The organism is Streptomyces sp. NPDC050211, assembly GCF_040656035.1.
In the GTDB taxonomy this organism is placed as follows: domain Bacteria; phylum Actinomycetota; class Actinomycetes; order Streptomycetales; family Streptomycetaceae; genus Streptomyces.
Genome location: NZ_JBFALC010000041.1, coordinates 1 through 16,375 on the forward strand (window position 1 = coordinate 1; position 16,375 = coordinate 16,375).

13 protein-coding genes and 4 pseudogenes are annotated in these 16,375 nt (G+C 68.0%); 7 read left to right on the top strand and 10 right to left on the bottom strand.

Going from position 1 to position 16,375, the window contains the following annotated elements:
- Positions 1-432 precede the first annotated feature (432 nt).
- On the bottom strand, positions 433-1,194 hold the full coding sequence (locus AB0I98_RS32100; RefSeq protein ID WP_362948102.1) for a MerR family transcriptional regulator: 762 nt from the start codon (positions 1,192-1,194) through the stop codon (positions 433-435).
- Positions 1,195-1,386: 192 nt separating this feature from the next.
- On the opposite strand from AB0I98_RS32100, the gene AB0I98_RS32105 reads away from it, so the two are divergent.
- The 3 genes and pseudogenes from AB0I98_RS32105 to AB0I98_RS32115 all read left to right on the top strand — a co-directional run.
- A complete protein-coding gene (locus tag AB0I98_RS32105) occupies positions 1,387-2,073 on the top strand; it encodes a DUF3159 domain-containing protein (protein ID WP_362948104.1) in 687 nt (228 codons plus the stop codon).
- 147 nt (positions 2,074-2,220) lie between these two features.
- Entirely contained in the window at positions 2,221-3,930 is a 1,710-nt protein-coding gene (locus AB0I98_RS32110) for a CocE/NonD family hydrolase (RefSeq protein ID WP_362948106.1), read from the top strand.
- A gap of 175 nt (positions 3,931-4,105) precedes the next feature.
- Positions 4,106-4,258, top strand: a pseudogene (locus AB0I98_RS32115) (class I SAM-dependent methyltransferase); the annotation flags it as partial.
- A 595-nt stretch (positions 4,259-4,853) separates the two neighbouring features.
- On the opposite strand, the gene AB0I98_RS32120 reads toward AB0I98_RS32115, so the two are convergent.
- The gene (locus AB0I98_RS32120; RefSeq protein WP_362948108.1) at positions 4,854-5,492 is read right to left on the bottom strand and encodes a TetR/AcrR family transcriptional regulator; all 639 of its coding nucleotides are present in this window, start codon (positions 5,490-5,492) and stop codon (positions 4,854-4,856) included.
- Between the two features lie 120 nt (positions 5,493-5,612).
- Between AB0I98_RS32120 and AB0I98_RS32125 the strand changes: the two genes are divergently transcribed.
- From AB0I98_RS32125 to AB0I98_RS32135, 3 genes and pseudogenes are all read left to right on the top strand, one after another.
- Positions 5,613-6,398, top strand: coding sequence for an SDR family oxidoreductase (locus AB0I98_RS32125; RefSeq protein ID WP_362948110.1), 786 nt, complete (start codon positions 5,613-5,615; stop codon positions 6,396-6,398).
- Positions 6,399-6,487: 89 nt separating this feature from the next.
- Positions 6,488-7,029: pseudogene (locus tag AB0I98_RS32130) on the top strand (transposase); the annotation flags it as partial.
- A 230-nt stretch (positions 7,030-7,259) separates the two neighbouring features.
- Complete coding sequence (locus AB0I98_RS32135; protein ID WP_362948112.1) at positions 7,260-8,552, top strand: MFS transporter; 1,293 nt, start codon at positions 7,260-7,262, stop codon at positions 8,550-8,552.
- Positions 8,553-9,296: 744 nt separating this feature from the next.
- Here AB0I98_RS32135 and AB0I98_RS32140 read toward each other — a convergent pair.
- Positions 9,297-10,142, bottom strand: coding sequence for an NmrA family NAD(P)-binding protein (locus AB0I98_RS32140; RefSeq protein WP_362948114.1), 846 nt, complete (start codon positions 10,140-10,142; stop codon positions 9,297-9,299).
- Positions 10,143-10,206: 64 nt separating this feature from the next.
- On the opposite strand from AB0I98_RS32140, the gene AB0I98_RS32145 reads away from it, so the two are divergent.
- Entirely contained in the window at positions 10,207-10,551 is a 345-nt protein-coding gene (locus AB0I98_RS32145) for a helix-turn-helix domain-containing protein (protein WP_362948116.1), read from the top strand.
- A gap of 334 nt (positions 10,552-10,885) precedes the next feature.
- On the opposite strand, the pseudogene AB0I98_RS32150 reads toward AB0I98_RS32145, so the two are convergent.
- The 7 genes and pseudogenes from AB0I98_RS32150 to AB0I98_RS32180 form a co-directional block, all read right to left on the bottom strand.
- Positions 10,886-11,429, bottom strand: a pseudogene (locus AB0I98_RS32150) (DinB family protein).
- Positions 11,430-11,721: 292 nt separating this feature from the next.
- Positions 11,722-12,291, bottom strand: coding sequence for a dihydrofolate reductase family protein (locus tag AB0I98_RS32155; protein ID WP_362948117.1), 570 nt, complete (start codon positions 12,289-12,291; stop codon positions 11,722-11,724).
- Between the two features lie 224 nt (positions 12,292-12,515).
- On the bottom strand, positions 12,516-12,998 hold the full coding sequence (locus AB0I98_RS32160) for a hypothetical protein (protein ID WP_362948119.1): 483 nt from the start codon (positions 12,996-12,998) through the stop codon (positions 12,516-12,518).
- Positions 12,995-13,638: pseudogene (locus AB0I98_RS32165) on the bottom strand (IS256 family transposase); the annotation flags it as partial. The gene AB0I98_RS32160 and the pseudogene AB0I98_RS32165, both read right to left, overlap by 4 nt.
- 94 nt (positions 13,639-13,732) lie before the next feature.
- On the bottom strand, positions 13,733-14,098 hold the full coding sequence (locus AB0I98_RS32170; protein ID WP_362948120.1) for a metalloregulator ArsR/SmtB family transcription factor: 366 nt from the start codon (positions 14,096-14,098) through the stop codon (positions 13,733-13,735).
- 200 nt (positions 14,099-14,298) lie between these two features.
- Positions 14,299-15,126: a class I SAM-dependent methyltransferase gene (locus AB0I98_RS32175; RefSeq protein WP_362948121.1), complete on the bottom strand. Its 828-nt coding sequence runs from the start codon at positions 15,124-15,126 to the stop codon at positions 14,299-14,301.
- Positions 15,127-15,136: 10 nt separating this feature from the next.
- A complete protein-coding gene (locus AB0I98_RS32180) occupies positions 15,137-16,120 on the bottom strand; it encodes a BtrH N-terminal domain-containing protein (protein WP_362948123.1) in 984 nt (327 codons plus the stop codon).
- Positions 16,121-16,375: the final 255 nt, after the last annotated feature.

Sequence of the window (16,375 nt, forward strand, 5' to 3'; positions counted from 1 at the left end):
GCCCCGTGAACGTCTCCACCCACACCCGCTCAGCGCGTAAGACCCCGGCCATACAGAAGAGATGCCCAGCTCAGAGCCTTGTGCAACACCCTTTAAGGGCTGTCCCGCAATCGGCCTTCGGCTTAGATCGACTGCAGGGCCGCGGGCTATCGGGCGCGCCTCCATCGCGAGGGCGGCAGTTCCAAGGAGCTCCGGCACTGTGTGGGCGACTGTGTATCCGACGGGGTCGAGGGCCTGCCTGTGCGGGGAGGCCGTAGCGATCTGGATTGGCTGATTCTTCGCCCGTCTTTGCTTGTGACGATCCCGGAATCGGTCCCATTTCACTCGGGCTGGCCGAGTTTCACGGTCGCGCAGTCGCGCAGTCGCGCTGATGTCGCTGAAACTCTCGCCCGGTCGCTGCGTCACAGTCGGCAGCCGCCGACGTAAGTACGCTCAGATCCCGGTGCTGCCAGGCTGTTCGGTGCCCCGCCGCGCTTCGGCGAGCAGAACGCCCAACCGGCGCAGGACGTCCACCTGGGCGTCGTTGTAGATGTCCTGGACGGCCTGGCCGACGGTCTTCTTCGCGAACTTCTCGCCGCGCGGGGCGTCGGCGGACAGGGTGCTCAGACCCGGGTGCTGCCGGTACAGCGAGTGCACGAAGGCGACCAGCCCTTCGGCGACGTCGGCGCGGGTCTGCTCGTCGGCGTCGGCGGGCAGCCGCTCGAACCTCTCACCGGCGGCATCCATTACGGGGTTCCTCATCAGGTCCGCATAGGCCGCCGTGCCCTTCGGGCCGAGCACCCTGCTCATCACGGTGACGAACGAGCGATCCGCGTCGGACATCGGGGTGTCGACCGCGGCCGCGGCGAACTCCGGAGGCAGGTCGGTCGGAACCGACTTCTTCAGGATGAACCCGAGTTCCATCCTGGCCCGCTGCAACCGTTCGATGGTGGCCGCCAGTTCGGCGTCGAGCGTGCGCAACGCCTCTTCCGGATGATCATCGGACTCACCCATCTCGGCGATCTGGGACAGGGGGAACCCCAGGTCGACAAGGCGCTTGATGCGCAGCAGCCGCACGAGGTGGGCCACGCCGTACTGCTTGTAGCCATTGGCCCGGCGTTCCGGCTCGTCGAGCAGACCGATCTCGTGGTAGTGCCGTACCGCCCGCAGGCTGGTGCCCGCGAGCTCGGCGATCTCACGCGTGCTCCATGCCATGGCTTCGCACTCCGTTCGGCTCCTCGCGCGTCAGCGCGCGGCCTCGACTCACTCCATTCGAAACCATGCCGTCGCGGCACGGTCAAGCGCCACCCCACCCCTCCGGAAGGGCTTGACTGTGCCGTGACGGCACGGTTTTTCGTGGTTCCCATCGCATCGACGGCACGGGTTCGCGAAGACCGAGGAGACGCCATGACCGAGCACCACCGCACCGACACGGCCGGGCACCACCCCGCCGACAGGACACCGGCCGAGCCTGCCGCGCAGAGTGCAGCGCATCAGAAGCTGCTCGACCAACTCGGCGGTACGAAGGGGATGGTGTACTCGGCGATCCCGATCGCGGCGTTCGTCGGGGCGAATGCCGCTCTCGGGCTGTCGCTCGCGATCGGCAGCGCACTCGCGGTGGCCCTGCTGATCACCGTGTGGCGGATGGCGCAGGGGGAGCCGTTCACCGCGGCGGCCGGCGGTGTCTTCGGAGTCGCGACCGCCGGCGGCGTCGCGGCGTGGACCGGCTCGGCGGGTGGCTTCTTCCTGATCGGCATCTGGGCGAGCTGCGCGGGCGCGGTGCTCCTGCTCGTCACGTTGCTGGCCCGCAGGCCGGTGACCGGCCTGCTGTGGAACGCGCTGCACGGCAACAGGCACGCGTGGCGGGGCGACCGCCCCAGCCTGCTGGCGCACGACGTTGCCACCGCCACCCTGACCGTCCTGTTCGCAGCACGGTTCGGCGTGCAGCAGTGGCTCTACGAAAGCGATGCCACGGGCTGGCTGGCTCTCGCCAAGGTCGGTATGGGCATGCCCCTGCTCGCACTGGCTCTGCTGGTCGTCTTCTGGGCGTTCCGCCGGACGACCAAGCGGCTCGTAGAGCCGGCGACCCAGTGAGCCGGCGAGTCGGTGGGCCGGGCGACGGCCCGGCATGACCGTGCCGCGACGGCACGGTGCCACCTCGCACCAGCAGAGCCCGCACCAGCAGAACCTCTCGTTCCCGCCGAACTCAAGGTCGGCCACACGTCGTTTCCGGAGGAGACCATGAAGAAGATTCCCGTGCCCGCCGCGGCCACTGCGGCAGTCGCCGCGCTGGCGTTGGCCGGTGGGTCCGTCGGCGCTGCCGGCGCGGCGCAGTCCGCTGCCCCCACGGTGGCCACCGCCGAGGACCCCGTGACACACAGGGACAACGACCGTGTCCCCAAGGGCGCGGCGTGGACACAGCACTACTTCCCGTCCTCGGACGGCTCCGGCACCGAGCTGCACGCCGACGTCCTGTTGCCGGAAGAGCTGCCCCAGGGCGAGAAAGTGCCGGTCATCCTCTCCGTCGGCGCCTACTTCGGGCACTCCGGAGAGCTCACGGACGAGAAGTGGAAGAAGACCGGCCCGTCCGCACGCTTCAAGGACCTCGCCGAGGGCGGCGACCTGTTCGAGCGGGGCTACGCCCTGGTGCAGGTGGACCTGCGCGGCTTCGGCGGGTCCAGCGGCTGCCTCGACTTCATGGGCAAGGGTGAACAGGCCGACGTCAAGGCGGCGATCGACTGGGCGGCGAAACAGCCGTGGTCCACCGGCAAGGTCGGCATGTACGGCAAGTCGTACGACGCGACGACCGCCCTGGTCGGCAACAACCTGGACCAGGACGCGCTCAAGGCCGTCGTCGCCCAGGAACCCGTCTGGGACATGTACCGCCTGACCCGCTCCAACAGGGTGCCGAAACTGGGCGGGGTCCTCGCCCCCAACACCTACAACCAGATAGCGCAGTTGCCGCCGCTGCCCGACGACCAGGAGCGCTACAAGAGGAACAACCAGTACGAGCTGAAGCACCCCGAGTGCACCGCGTACAACACGGACAACAACCTCAAGGCCGACTCCGAGGATCCGTACTGGCAACAGCGCGATCTGGCGAAGCAGGCCAAGGGCAGCGACACCCCGCTGTTCTTCACCCAGGGCTTCATCGAGTCGAACACCAAGCCAGAGGCGATGCAGGAGTACCTCGCGGGCCACCAGGGCACCGAGCGCGGTTGGCTCGGCCAGTGGGACCACGTACGAGGCAACGACCGCACCGAGGACGGGCGTCTGCAGATGGGGCGGGCGGGCTGGTTCAAGGAGGTGATGTCCTTCTACGACCAGCACCTCAAGGGGATCGCTCCCACGACCGACTACCCGGCCTTCGCCGTCCAGGACAGCACCGGAGCCTGGCGTTCCCAGGACACCTGGCCCGTCTCGGACCGGTCCGCCGACGTGGTGCTGCGCGACGGGTCCTACGTGGACCAGGGCGAGCCCGGCGACTCGGCGAGCTTCCTCACGTGGTCCGAACCGGTCGAGCGCGACATCCGCATCACCAGGACGCCCAGGATCGAGATGGACACCGAGGGCAGTGGCAACGTCATGGTCAAGCTGTACGACGTCGCACCGGACGGCTCCGCCGTCATGTTCGACGAGCAGGTGGCGATCGTGGATGCCTCCGGCCACGTGGCCATGGACCTCAAGTCGACCGACTGGCGTCTGAAGGCCGGCCACTCCCTGGCCGTCGAGATCGGCACCGTCCAGGACGGCGCGTGGATCGACACCCCGACCGGCGACCGCATCAAGGTGACGGACGCGCGCCTCGGCCTCTCCGTCGACGACCCCTCCGACGACCGGGCCACCGAAGGCAAGCGCTCGCCGTACCTCGACACCTACGTGAAGGCGTACACGAAAAAGAAGTTGGCGACGCAGCCCCCGTCGTTCACGGTCCCTTCGGCTCGTGACTGATACCCGGCCGGCTCGTGCCGAACTCGCCCCTTGATCTGCATGTGTGCATGCCAAGGGGCGATTCGCTGCAGTGGCGTGTTCCGGCCGGTGCAGAGCGCGGCGTCCGCTGCGGCCTGTAGGCGGTGGAGCCGCTCGGGCCCGCTGCCGACTCCGGCGTTGCTGACCAGTACGTCGAGTCGGCCGGATCGCGGGCGGCACCATGAACATCTGCGGCAAGCTCTCCGCCGTACCGCTGCTCGACCCGCCGAACGACGAGATCCTGGAGATCGGCACCCTGTACGGAATGCTCGGCGCGGCCCTGATCCGGATGATGGAGCGCGCGGGACGCGACCCGACCACCGGGCTGGCTGTCGACGGCAAGACAGCCCGCGGATCGCGCACCGACGGCCACGCCGTCCACCTGCTGGCCGCGGCCCTCCACGACAGCCAGACCGTCATCGCCCAGCGCGAGCACGCCCACCATATTGTGGCGGTCGGCGGCCACAATCTGCTGGTCGTCAAGGATAACCAGAAAAAGCTCTGCAAACAGATCAAACGCCTGCCCTGGAGCGAGATCCCGTTTGCGGGCCGCACCACCACAACCGGCCATGCACGGCGCGAGATCCGTCAGCTCAAGGAGCCTCACCCCCGAGCAAGCAGACCCCGCCCGCCTGGCCGAACTCGTCCAGGACCACTGGTCGGTGGAAGCCCTGCATCACGTGCGAGACGTCACCTACGGCGAAGACGCCTCCCGGATCCGCGCCGGTACCGCACTCCGCCTCATGGCCACCCTTCGCAACCTCGCCATCGGCCTGAAGCGTCAGGCAGGCCGGCACAACATCGCCGCCGGACCGATCACTACCGGTCACGCCCCGAGCACGCCATCACACTCCTCAAGACCACTTCCTGAGAACGCATCGGCCCTGGGTGGGGCGCATGGTGTCTCAGGCACCGGGGGTCCCCGGCGCGCCGTATCGGGCGAGCATGGTCAGCACCGCTTGGTCGACCGCGTTGGTAATGGACGAGTCGTCGGGCTCCCAGCGTGCGAGCAGCATCCGCGGCCAGAACACGAAGTTGGAGATCATTCCGAGGAACTGGGTCGCCGCCACCTCCGCATCGTCAAGCCGTGCCGCACCAGCGGCGTTTTCCGCTTCGAGGTAGCGACGGACCGATTCGAAGTAGGGCATCTTGCCGAGCTTGAACTGCGTCTCGCCGAGCTCGGGGAAGCGCGGTACCTCGGCGATGACGATGCGGAAGAGGGCGGCCATGCCGGGCTGGGTGAGAAGGTCCACGTATCGGCGTCCGATGGTCTCAAGCCCTGCGCGGAGGTTCCCTGGCTCGGGGAGGGGCGCCTCCTCGTCGTCGACCTTCCAGTATTCGGTGACGATCGCCTCGAACAGGGCCGCCTTGGTGGTGAACTGCTTGAACAGAGTCGCCCTCGACACTCCGGCCGCCTCGGCGATGCGGGCCAGCGAGGTGCCGTCGTAGCCGGAGTCGAGGAACAGCTTCGTCGCTGCCTCGATGATGGACGTCCGCTTCTGCGCTGCCACGCGCCGGTGGTATTCCGAAGGCTGTGCCGTCATGCCCTCCAGTATGCCTCTCGCCGCGAGGTGAGTCACTTGACTCACCTCTAGCCTTGCTCTTACCTTGAGAGAAGGTGAGTCACTCGACTCACCACAAATGTGAGCCCGGAAGGATGCATCATGGGACGCTTTGAGGGCCAGACCGTCATCGTCACGGGCGGCAGCGGGGGCATGGGTAGCAGTCATGTGCAGGGCTACCACGCCGAGGGGGCGAACGTCGTCATTGCCGGCCGCGACGCCGCCGGCCGCGATCTCGCTGCTCAGCTCGGTCATCGGGCTCTGTCCGTTCATCTGGACGTCGCCAGCGAGGACGACTGGGCGGCGGTGGTGCGAGAAGTCGAAGGCCACTTCGGGCCGATCAGCATCCTGGTGAACAACGCGGGAGTCCAGAACCCGGCGGCCCCTATCGAACACACCGAACTCCGCACCTGGGAGCACACCTTCAGCGTCAACGTCACCGGCCAGTTCCTCGGCATCAGGGCCGTGGCTCCGTCGATGCGCAGGGGCGGTGGCGGAACCATCGTCAACATCGCTTCGACCATGGCCCACGTCGGCACGGCCTTCTACGCCCCCTACACCGCCAGCAAGTGGGCCGTGCGAGGGCTGACCAAGACGGCCGCGCTGGAGCTGGGGCGGGACAACATCCGCGTCAACTCCATCCACCCCGGCGTCGTCTCCACCCCGCTGATCAACGAACCCGCCGTCGCAGGTCAGCCGGCCATCGCCGACTTCTACTCGCCCGACCCCTTCGCCATCCCCCGGCTCGCCGAACCCTCTGACATCACCCGCCTGTTGCTCTTCATCACCTCCCAGGACGCATCTTTCGCTACGGGCTCGGAATTCGTCCTGGACGGGGGCCTGCTGCTCGGCCCTGCACTGCAACCCGAAGCCGACATCGCAGCTTGAGCCGGCATTGCGGTACGGAGCGTGCAGTCGCGGGCGCCATCTTGTCTTGTTCAAGGCGAAGCGATCTTGCCCTGCGATGATGACGGGCTGTGGCAGTTGTGATCACGGCGTCCGAGCCGTCCTGGATAACTCCATTCACTGGGCTGAGCCCGCGCTGCTTCGGCAGGTCGGTGGCCGCGTTGCGACGGGAGGGCGCGGATGCGGTGCGGCGGGGCCGTCCGAGGAGTCTGCCGCTGGAAGACCGCGTGCTCCAGCCTCGTCGGCGGTTCCGCAAGGACACCGTGCTCATCGTGGACGGCACCCTGGTGCCCACTCGCGAACCATTCGATCGCCGAACAGTCCAAAAACTACCGCTACTCGACTGCCCATCAGGTCGTGATCGACGCCGTCACCCGCTTGGTCGTCGTGGTCGGCCGACCGCTGCCCGGCAATCGCCATGACTCCCGCGGCTGGGAGGAATCCGGCGCCAAGGCCGCCGTGGGCACACCACGACGATCGCCGATGGCGGCCACCAGGGCACCGGACTGGTGATACCGCACCGGCGAGCGGCCGGGCAAGCCGAACTTCCGGCCTGGAAAGAGGAACACAACCGGTCCCACAGGTTCGCGCCCGCATCGAGCACATCTTCGCCGGATAGGTGCACTCGACCGCCTCCGGCCGAAACCTGCCCGTCGCCGAGCCAGAGATCAATTGCGGGACAGCCTTTAGCGATTGCTTGCACACATGCTGAGTGCAGATGCTGGTCATTCGGCAAGGGAGAAATTTCACCCCCTCACAGAACGGAAATCCGGTGCGAGGCTGTGCGGTATTCCGTACCGCTCGCGGGTCATCGCACTCCGCTCTGAAAGAGAACCCCACCACATGCCGCCCCTGACCCGTGACCGGTCCAGCAAGCTTCCTTTTGTCGTCCTGGTGCTCGCCGCCGGGACTTTTCTGATGGGCACCACCGAATTCGTCATCGCGGGGCTGCTGCCCGAGATCGCGGACGATCTGGACGTCAGCGTCTCCCAGGCGGGCCTGCTGATCACGGCGTTCGCGGCGGGCATGATCGTCGGGGCACCGTTGATGGCGATCGCGACGCTGCGCCTGCCGCGGCGGTCCACCCTGATTCTCGCGCTCGTCGTCTTCGCCCTCGGCCATACGGTCGCCGCGCTCAGTTCGTCCTTCGCGGTCGTGCTCGCGGCCCGCGTGGTGACCGCGCTGGCCACAGGTGCCTTCTGGTGCATCGGGGCGGTGGTGGCGACGACCGCGGCGGGACCAGCGGCGACTTCACGGGCCCTGGGCATGCTGCTCGGCGGAATGACCTTGGCCAGTGTCGCCGGCGTACCGCTGGGCTCGTGGCTGGGCCAGGTGTCGGACTGGCGAGGGCCGTTCTGGGTGCTGGCCGCCCTGTCAGCCGGCGCGGCAGCGGTCATCGGCCGGTTCATCCCTGACGAGGAGCGGCGCGAAACGCGCTCTGTCCGGGCCGAGTTCACCGCGCTTCGCCAGGGCCGGGTCTGGCTGGTGTTGAGCGCCATCGTCCTGCTCCTGGGAGGTGTCCTGGCGACCTACACCTACATCTCGCCGCTGCTCACCGAGCGCGCCGGGATCCCCACGTGGGCGGTGCCCCTGGTCCTGACCGGCTACGGTCTGGGCGCCCTGCTGGGAACCACCGTCGGCGGGCGCATGGGGGACCATCGGCCACTCGCCACGCTCATCACGGCCGCTGCCGCGACCACGCTGGTCCTGCTCCTGCTGGTGTTTCTCTCCACCAGCCCGGTGGCGACCGTTGTGCTGGTCACGGTCATGGGGGTGACCGGTTTCGCCGCGACCCCTGTGCTCGGCGCGCTGGTCATGCGCTTCGCCGGTTCCGCGCCCACGCTGGCCTCCGCGCTGAGCAGTTCGGCGTCCAACGTGGGGATCGCCATCGGCTCGGCCGTGGCAGGCATCGCCCTCTCCTCATCACTGCAGCAGGCCGGGCCACCGCTGATCGGCACGGTGGCTGCCGCGCTAACCCTCGTACCGCTGACCGCGCTCGCACTGATGCGCGCGACCCGCACGACGGCCACGCCGCCGCCCCCGGCTGCCCCTCACCTGGTGGTCGAACCCGTGACGACCGCGACCACAGCCGAGGCCGAGCGCATCATCCATTCTCCGTTCAGCAGGTCTGAGTGAGTGGGGTGTACCCGAGCTTCACGGTCAACAGCTGGATGCCGAGCGGCAGTTGTCGCGGCTGGAGTGTCAGCGGCCAGTTGGATTGGTTCTGATCCACTTCGTATTGGGTGGTGACAGGGCGTCACAACTGGCTGGAAGGATGGCCATTCGTGTGACTGCAGCGTGTTCTCGACCGTCTCGACGGCGTTCTCCCATCTGTCCTGCGTGGTCATGGACGAGGTCAAGACGGACGGCGGCGGGATAGCCCTCACGGCGCGAACGGTGACGCGGGAGGCGGCTTGTCCCGACTGTGGCGCCGTGTCCGGTCGTGTCCATGGCGGTTACGGCGACGCCTTGCCGACCTCGCCGCGGCCGGGAAGCAGGTCGTGATCGATCTGCTGGTACGACGGTTCCTCTGCCCAGCACCGGAGTGCGGTCGCCGCACGTTTGTCGAGCAAGTGGACGGACTGACCGAGCGATTCGTGCGGCGCACACCGCTCCTGCGCCGCTCCCTGGAGAAGACCGCGCTGGCTCTCGCAGGCCGGGCGGGCGCCCGGCTGGCCGCGCGCCTGTCCATCCCGACGAGTGCGAACTCCCTGCTCAGACTCCTGCGCAGGCTTCCGGACAGGAGCGTGACGTTGCCCTCCACCCACTTCTCCAACGACCTGCTCGCCATGGTCCGAGGACCTGGCAGGCCGCCCACGGAGTACGACGGTCTGCCAGGTGCTGCCTGCCGAACTCGGCCGAAGCCGGCAGTGGTTGCGGTCAGATGCCGATGTCGGCCAGCCACTGGCCCGTGGTGCGCGGGGTGATGTCCAGCAGCTTCTGGGCGGAGTTCTCCGGTGCGATCGAGCGGTCTGCAAGCGTGCTCATGACCGCGTAGGCTCCGGCGACGTCGGCGGCGGGGCCCTCGCCGATCAGGGGTGCGACGGAGGTACGGAACTGCTCGGGGGTGATCTGCTCGAAGACCACGTTCTTGCCGAAGTGGGCGCCGAACGCCTCGGCCAGGTCCGGTCCGGTGACAGCCGGGTACTGGCCGACGGAGACCACGCCGGTGATGTCCGGGCGATCGAAGAGAGCGACGACGGCGTCGGCGATGTCCAGGTGCGACGCCCAGGAGGCGGGGAAGTCGGCGCGGATCGGGTAGGGCAGCACACCTCGCTCGCGGACCGCGTCGAGGACGTACGGCATGAGCAGGTTCTCCAGGTAGAACGTGGGCGTGATCACCGCGTGGGACACCCCGGTGTCCGCCAGGCCGCCGGCCAGTGCTGCGCCCGCGCCGCCGCTTTCGGGGTCGATCGGGGCACCGCTGGTGGAGAACACCACGCGGGCCGGACGAGCCGCGCGGACGGCGGCGAGGATGTTGTGTGCGTAGCTCTGGCGGTCCTCTTCGGAGACCACCGGCAGGTGGACGAACACCCCGTCGGCGCCGCGGTATGCCTCGGTCAGTTCCGCGGTGGAGCCGTAGCCGGCGGCTACGACGCGCTGTGCGCCGTCCACGACCGCGTCGGCGTTTCGGGTCAGAGCGGTCACGGACTTGCCCGCGGCGGTGAGAGCGGCGACGACGGGGGCACCCTGGGCGCCGGTGGCGCCATGAATCACGTAGGTCATGGCGCCATTAGTGCATGCGATGCACCAGTTACTTCAACTGCACTAATGGGGTACGGTCAAAAATGTGACCGATCCCTGTCTCCCCGAGTGCGGCGTCGCCCGCTTCCTCACGCTGCTCAACGGCCCGTGGGCCACCCTGATCGTGCGCGAACTGCTGCACGGCCCCCACCGCTTCACCGAGCTGCGCCAGGCCCTGCCCGGCATCAGCCCGCACACCTTGACCAGCCGGCTGCGCCAGTTCGATCGGCACGGCATCGTCACCCGCACTACCTACGCGGAGATCCCGCCGCGCGTCGAGTACGCGCTGACCCCTCTCGGCGAGGGGCTGCGCGACGTCCTGGAGGCCATGGGGACCTGGGCCATGGCGGTGCCGGACCCCGGGACTGCCGCAAACGCCTCGACTGGATGAGAGCGGTCAAGATCCCTCGGCGGTATGGGGGACAACCGGCTCTTCCCTCCCTGCCCCGCCCGGAGACCCCACCCAGGTACCCCACTTGTGCACCGGCCGCGGAGAACTCGACGGCCTCCCTCGCCAAAACCTCATGGAGGTGGGAAGCAGGGCTCGCATGTCGTGATCACACCAGCCACGGCCAAGATCGTCGCATGTGCGTGAGCGGCTCCACTGCCCGCTCCGAACGCGAGGTCACTTCCTGGACCGGGAGGCAGAACACCTTGGCTTCGCATGGTTCTTTCCCTGAAACGAGACCTGGCTGCCGCGCCGTGTAAGGCCCTGGTGACGAGGGTCAGCGCGGTCGGGCGCGGTAGAGGTCACGCAACATGGCGATCTCGGCCCCGTGGTGCAGCAATTCCTGGTTGACCCACCACACGATGTCGATGAACGGCTCCTCCGAGTCGCTGCCATGCGGGTAGGTGCAATACCCCACGGTGTCGAGCGCGGCGTCGTCGACACTCAGCAGCGCCTTCCGCCAGGCCCCGGCACCGGCGTCGAAGGCCGCGAGCGCCCCTGCGGCGTCCCCGCTGACGGGGTAGTCGTCCCGCGTCAGCGCGTGTCCGCCGACGGTGTGGTCGGCGCGTAGTGCCAGCATTTCGCTGAGGTGGCTCAGGCGCCACGCGATGGTGGTGAAGGGCGGCGGCCAGGGATGCGGGTAGGAGGCGGAGTCGCGCAGGCACCGGTTCCCAGAGGTATTCCTCGTCGGTCATCGGGCCAACCTCGGTATCCGCCCCATCGCCGCTGTCCATGACCGGCCCTGTCATGCGGTCGGCGAGGCGTTCGCGTGTGAAGTCGAACTGCTCCAACAGTGGAGATAGGCGGGACGGTGTCGTCATCAGACACTCCTGTATCGAACTGGTTTAAGGACGATCCGCCAGCCTGGCACAGCCAGCACTGCAGCCACATCCCTGTTTCTGAGGGCCCCTCACCCGAGCTGACCCGAGAGACCCACCTGCCGGACTGCGCGTCAGCGAACGACATGGCGGGGTCTCGCCCAGCAGTGCGGGACGGCACTTATTGCCACGTCAGGCAACGTTTGCCCTGTCCGCTACCGGCACCTCGGGGCAACACGACCCCGAGCTGTCGTTCCGTCGCGAGGGAGCGGCCAACGTGCCAGGACAAATCACGTCAAGCCGTAGCTCGCGTGGGCCGGTATCGCTGGGCTACCGCCCCCGACCGGAACTCATGGCGGTCCACGAGCTCGAGCTGGATGCGCTCGCGCAGACCGGCGAGCAATGTCGGCCCGTGTCCGGCAAGGACCGGCTGAACAAGGAACTCGTACTCGTCGATCAGTCCCAGATCTGCCAACGCCAGGGGGAGCGTCACGCCACCCACCCACAGGCCCTCGCCTGACTCCTGCTTGAGCCGCTGAACCGCTTGCCCCACGTCGCCTCGCACCAGGTCGGCATTCCAATCGACCCCGCTCAGCGTGCTCGACACGACGTACTTCTTCGCCCGGTCGATGGTCTCGGCGAACGGGATCTGCCACTCATCCATCCAGTCAGGCCACGTGCCCGTGGCCGGCTTCCGCCACGCCGACTCCATCATCTCGTAGGTGACCCGGCCGAATAGCAGGGCATCGGCTCGCTCCATCTCAGCGGTCCAATAGCGCATCGACTCCTCGTCCGGGGGGAGCCCTGCCTCGTGATGGCAGCAGCCGTCGAGCGTGACGTTGATCGAGTATCGAAGCGTTCTCATCTCGTTGCTCTCCCTTGATGCGCGCCCCGCGTTCACCGGACCGTACTCAGACCACTGCCGGCGCCATTTCTCATCGGCGCCCCGATCGCCCCTACTTTGACGCCGTCGCGATGCGAACGCTAACGGTGCCCATAACGCTCGACTTCGATGCGCGGTGTCGCGTCACCTACCGTCGGCTCAGGGGCAACGACGAACGTCGCAAACGTTGCCTGACGCGGCACCAGTCAGTTCGGTGGTTGATCCACTTGTACCATCCGTCGGCTTGCCGCGTTGCGGACGCGGCGGGTTCGTCCCTGTTCGGCGAGCAGGCTGACGGCGTCGGACGAGGTAATGATCTGCGCGGTCGCGGCTGTGCGTTGGAACCAGTCGGATGCGGTGATAAGCGCCTCGGCGGCCCATGGCTCGTCCAGGGCGATGGTCCTCAGCAGGGTCCACTCGCGCAGACGGCGGGCGAGGTAGTCCCGGTCCCCGATGACCGCGGCCATGATGTGAGCCCAGACGGTGAACTCGGCGTCGGTCAGCAGCTGGGCTGCCCGGCGGTCCAGGTGGTGAACCACCGCGCCTTGCGCCATCGCCTCATCCTGATCGCGCAGCACTGCGGCCACCAGTTCGGCCTCCTCCGCCTCCGAAACGGCATCGAGGGCCTGCAGGTAGTGCGCGTAACGCTGGTGTTCGGCGGGTTCACGGTCGTGCTGGGGGTCGGTCATGCGGCCCTTCCTTCGGGCCGTTCGACCAGCTGGCCGCGTTCGAAGCGTGCGCCGGCACGGACGAGGGCGACGACGTGGGGTGCGTTCACGGCTCGCCAGCGGGCCTGGGCGGACTCGATGAGCTTGAAGACCATGGTCAGGGCGGCGGCCGGCTCCCGGCACCCTTGGTGACCCTCGTTCGAAGTCGCACGGTGGCGAAGGTCGATTCGACAGGACTCGTCGTATGTAGGTGGATCCAATGCTCGGCCGGGTAGTCGAAGAACGCCAGCAACTCGTCCTCGCCGTCGGTGATCCGCCTGACGACCTTGGGGTACTTCGCGCCGTACTGCTTGGCGAAGGCGGCCACCGCCCGCGCCGCGTGCTCCTTGTCCTCGGCGTTGTAGATCTCCTGGATCGCGCCCTTGGCCGTCGGCTGCGCGGACTTCGGCACCGCGTCCAGACAGTTGGCGGTTTTGTGAACCCAACACCGCTGGTGGCGGGTCATGGGGAAGACCTCGCTCAAAGCGTTCCAGAAGCCGAGTGCACCGTCACCGACGGCCAGCACCGGGGCGCGCATGCCGCGGCGGGCGCAGTCGCGGAGCAGACCAGCTCACGCCTCTGACGACTCGCGGTAGCCGTCACTCATCGCGATCAGCTCCTCGGTGGACCAGAACGCCCAACACCGTTCGGGGGGTTCGGCTGAGCATGGGGCCTGTCAACAGGACTCACTCCCGCTCAGTTATTAGGAACGGTGTCTAACGAGCGGTGAGCATGTTGCCCATCGCGGCCACCACGCTCGGCTCGACCCGGTAGTACACCCACGTCCCGCGCCGCTCGGAGGTCAGGAGCCCGGCCTCCTTGAGCTTTTTCAGGTGGTGGGAGACGGTCGGCTGGGACACGCCGACGTCGGAGATGTCGCACACACACGCCTCGCCGCCCTCGTGTGAGGCGACCAGCGAGAACAGCCGCAGCCGCACCGGATCGCCGAGCGCCTTGAACATCCTCGCCGTCCGCTCGGCCTCTTCGGCGGTGAAGGGGCGCTCGGTCAGCGGCGGGCAGCACGGTGCCACGGCCTCTGGGGCCTCCGGCTCCAGCAACGGCAGCACCTTCGTGTTCGACATGCATCTATGTTGACACATGTCGAACTACGGTGGCGAGGGGCAGCGGAACGGGACCTCACGCCTTGGCCGGGTGCGAAGCCGCCAGGCCCGCCACTCGCGCGGCGTCCCGTCTGTCCGATGGGTTGCCGGCCAGATGGCCGACAGCTGACCCATGGGGTGTCCGGCGCGGGGCGAACTGTCAGATGGGGCCAGAGCCGCGCCTACCGAAGATCGGTGGCCGTTCGTGACACCCGCAGTTCCGTCAGATACCGCTTGGTGATCCGGCCTCCGTAGCGCCTGTCGATCAGCCCGGCGATGCCGTCCAGCAGTCCCTCCCTGGCGTCCGGCGGCAGGGCCCGGTGGCCGGAGTAGGTCCGCAGTACCTCCAGGTACTTTGCCGTGGTGTACGTCAGGTCCCACTCGTAACGTCGGAAGACGACGGGGCCGAATCGGCCGGTGCGTGCGACCTCGTCCGCGTGAGCCGAGGTGTCGACGTCCTGTGCTGCAGGCAGCCGCAGCCCTGGAGGGGTGGCCGGATCGAAACGCTCGTAGCAGTCCTGGACCTCGACGAAGAACTCCTCGCTGCCACCCGCCACATGCTGTGTGGCCACCACGGCGAGGGCGCCACCGGGCCGCAGCGCGTCGGCGGCCTTTGCCATCCGCACCCCCGGATCGATCCAGTGGAACGCCGTCGCCGAGACGACCGCGTCGAACGGCTCCTCCGGCAGTGGCCAGGTCTCGAAATCCGCGGTCACGATCTCCACCGTTTCGAACCCGGCCAGGTTGCGCCGGGCGACGGCGGCCATATCCGCGCCCGGCTCGACGGCGGTGATCCGGCAACCGAGCTTGGCGAGCGGCAAGGTCGCCTTGCCGGTGCCCGCTCCTACCTCCAGGACACGACAGCCGCGACCGGTGCCGGCCGCCTCGGTGAGGTCGTCGAACAACTCTGGTGGATACCCGGGCCTGGCCCGGTCGTACAGCTCCGCGTCCTCATCGAAGGTCCGGCTCAAGGGAACACGGCGCATTTCGTCAGGCATGTCGTCGCGCATGGCGGTAAACCTAGAGCAGGCTGAGTGCCCGCATCGCATCGCGCTCGATGCGCGAGAGCTCGTGGAGGATGGAGCCGGCCTGCACGAGGTGCTTCGCGTCGCCGGATTCGCCTGCTGTCGCGACGAGTGCGGCCACCTGTGTCCAGAGGGTGGCGGCCTCGGTATAGAGGGCGTGGCCGGTGCGCAGGTGGCTGCTGTCGATCAGTTGGGCGCACTCGGCGAGGAAGTCCCGGTAGAGATTGCGGAACAGGGCGCCGCCGGTGCCGGCCCTCTCCATGAGAACGGCGGTCCGAGGCAGGTCTTCGCGCGGATTGTCGCTGCGCTGCAGCCACTTCGGCAGTTGCTTGGCGGTCTTCTCGATGCCCCGGTGGCCCAGGTTCGCGATGGGCGGGTTCAGGAAGGCGTCGGCGCAGGTCTTGATCGCGGGGATGATCCGGTCCTGCGGTGGCGTCGGGCTGCTGGGCGCTGTGATGGTGAAGGAGCGGTGCTTGGCGGTCATCGGGCCGCGCTCGGACCTGGCTCTGGCCAGGCCGGCGCGGCTGGTGGAGACGGCTCCGCCCTGCGGGTCGGTGTCCACCAGGTAGGCGTCCTGTTCGTCGTAGCCGTACATGGCCACGATGTGCCCACCGAAGTGCACCTTGGTGGTGAAGTAGTCCAGGTGGTAGCTGTCGAGTTGCAGGCCGACCGGCCGGCCGGCGTCGATGGGTGCCGCCACGTTCTGCCATGCCTTGCGCGGGGAGGTGGTCTCCTCGATCAGCAGATCAAGCCCGAGGGTGACAGCCAGGTTCCTGGTGAGCTCGAACGGCTTGACCCGACCTCCCAGGAAGGGAAAGCCCATGGCTTTGCTGTCCCAGTAGATGAAGGCCAGCCCGGAGCCGAGACCGAACAGCATGGGCTCGGACAAGTCGAGCCCCTCATGCCGCAGCAGCACGCCCAGCGCCGTCGTCTCGCAGTGCTGCATGCCCCGGACGTCGATGTCTTTCACCATCGCCATGCCGCTCATTGTCCATCCTCACCGGACGACAACCTTGCGGATGGGCGTGCCAGACCACCACGTCAGCCGGGCCGGCTCGGCAAGCTTGGCGGTGATCTGCACCGCGGAGTTGCCCGCGCCCACGACCACGACCACGACGATCCGCGAGCCTTCGGCCGGGGCCCCAGTCCGGCGAACGGCTCGGGCGTGCCGTAGTCGGCGTCGGCGTCGTGCAGCACGGTGCCGGTGAAGGTCTCCGGTCCGGGTAGGGCCGGG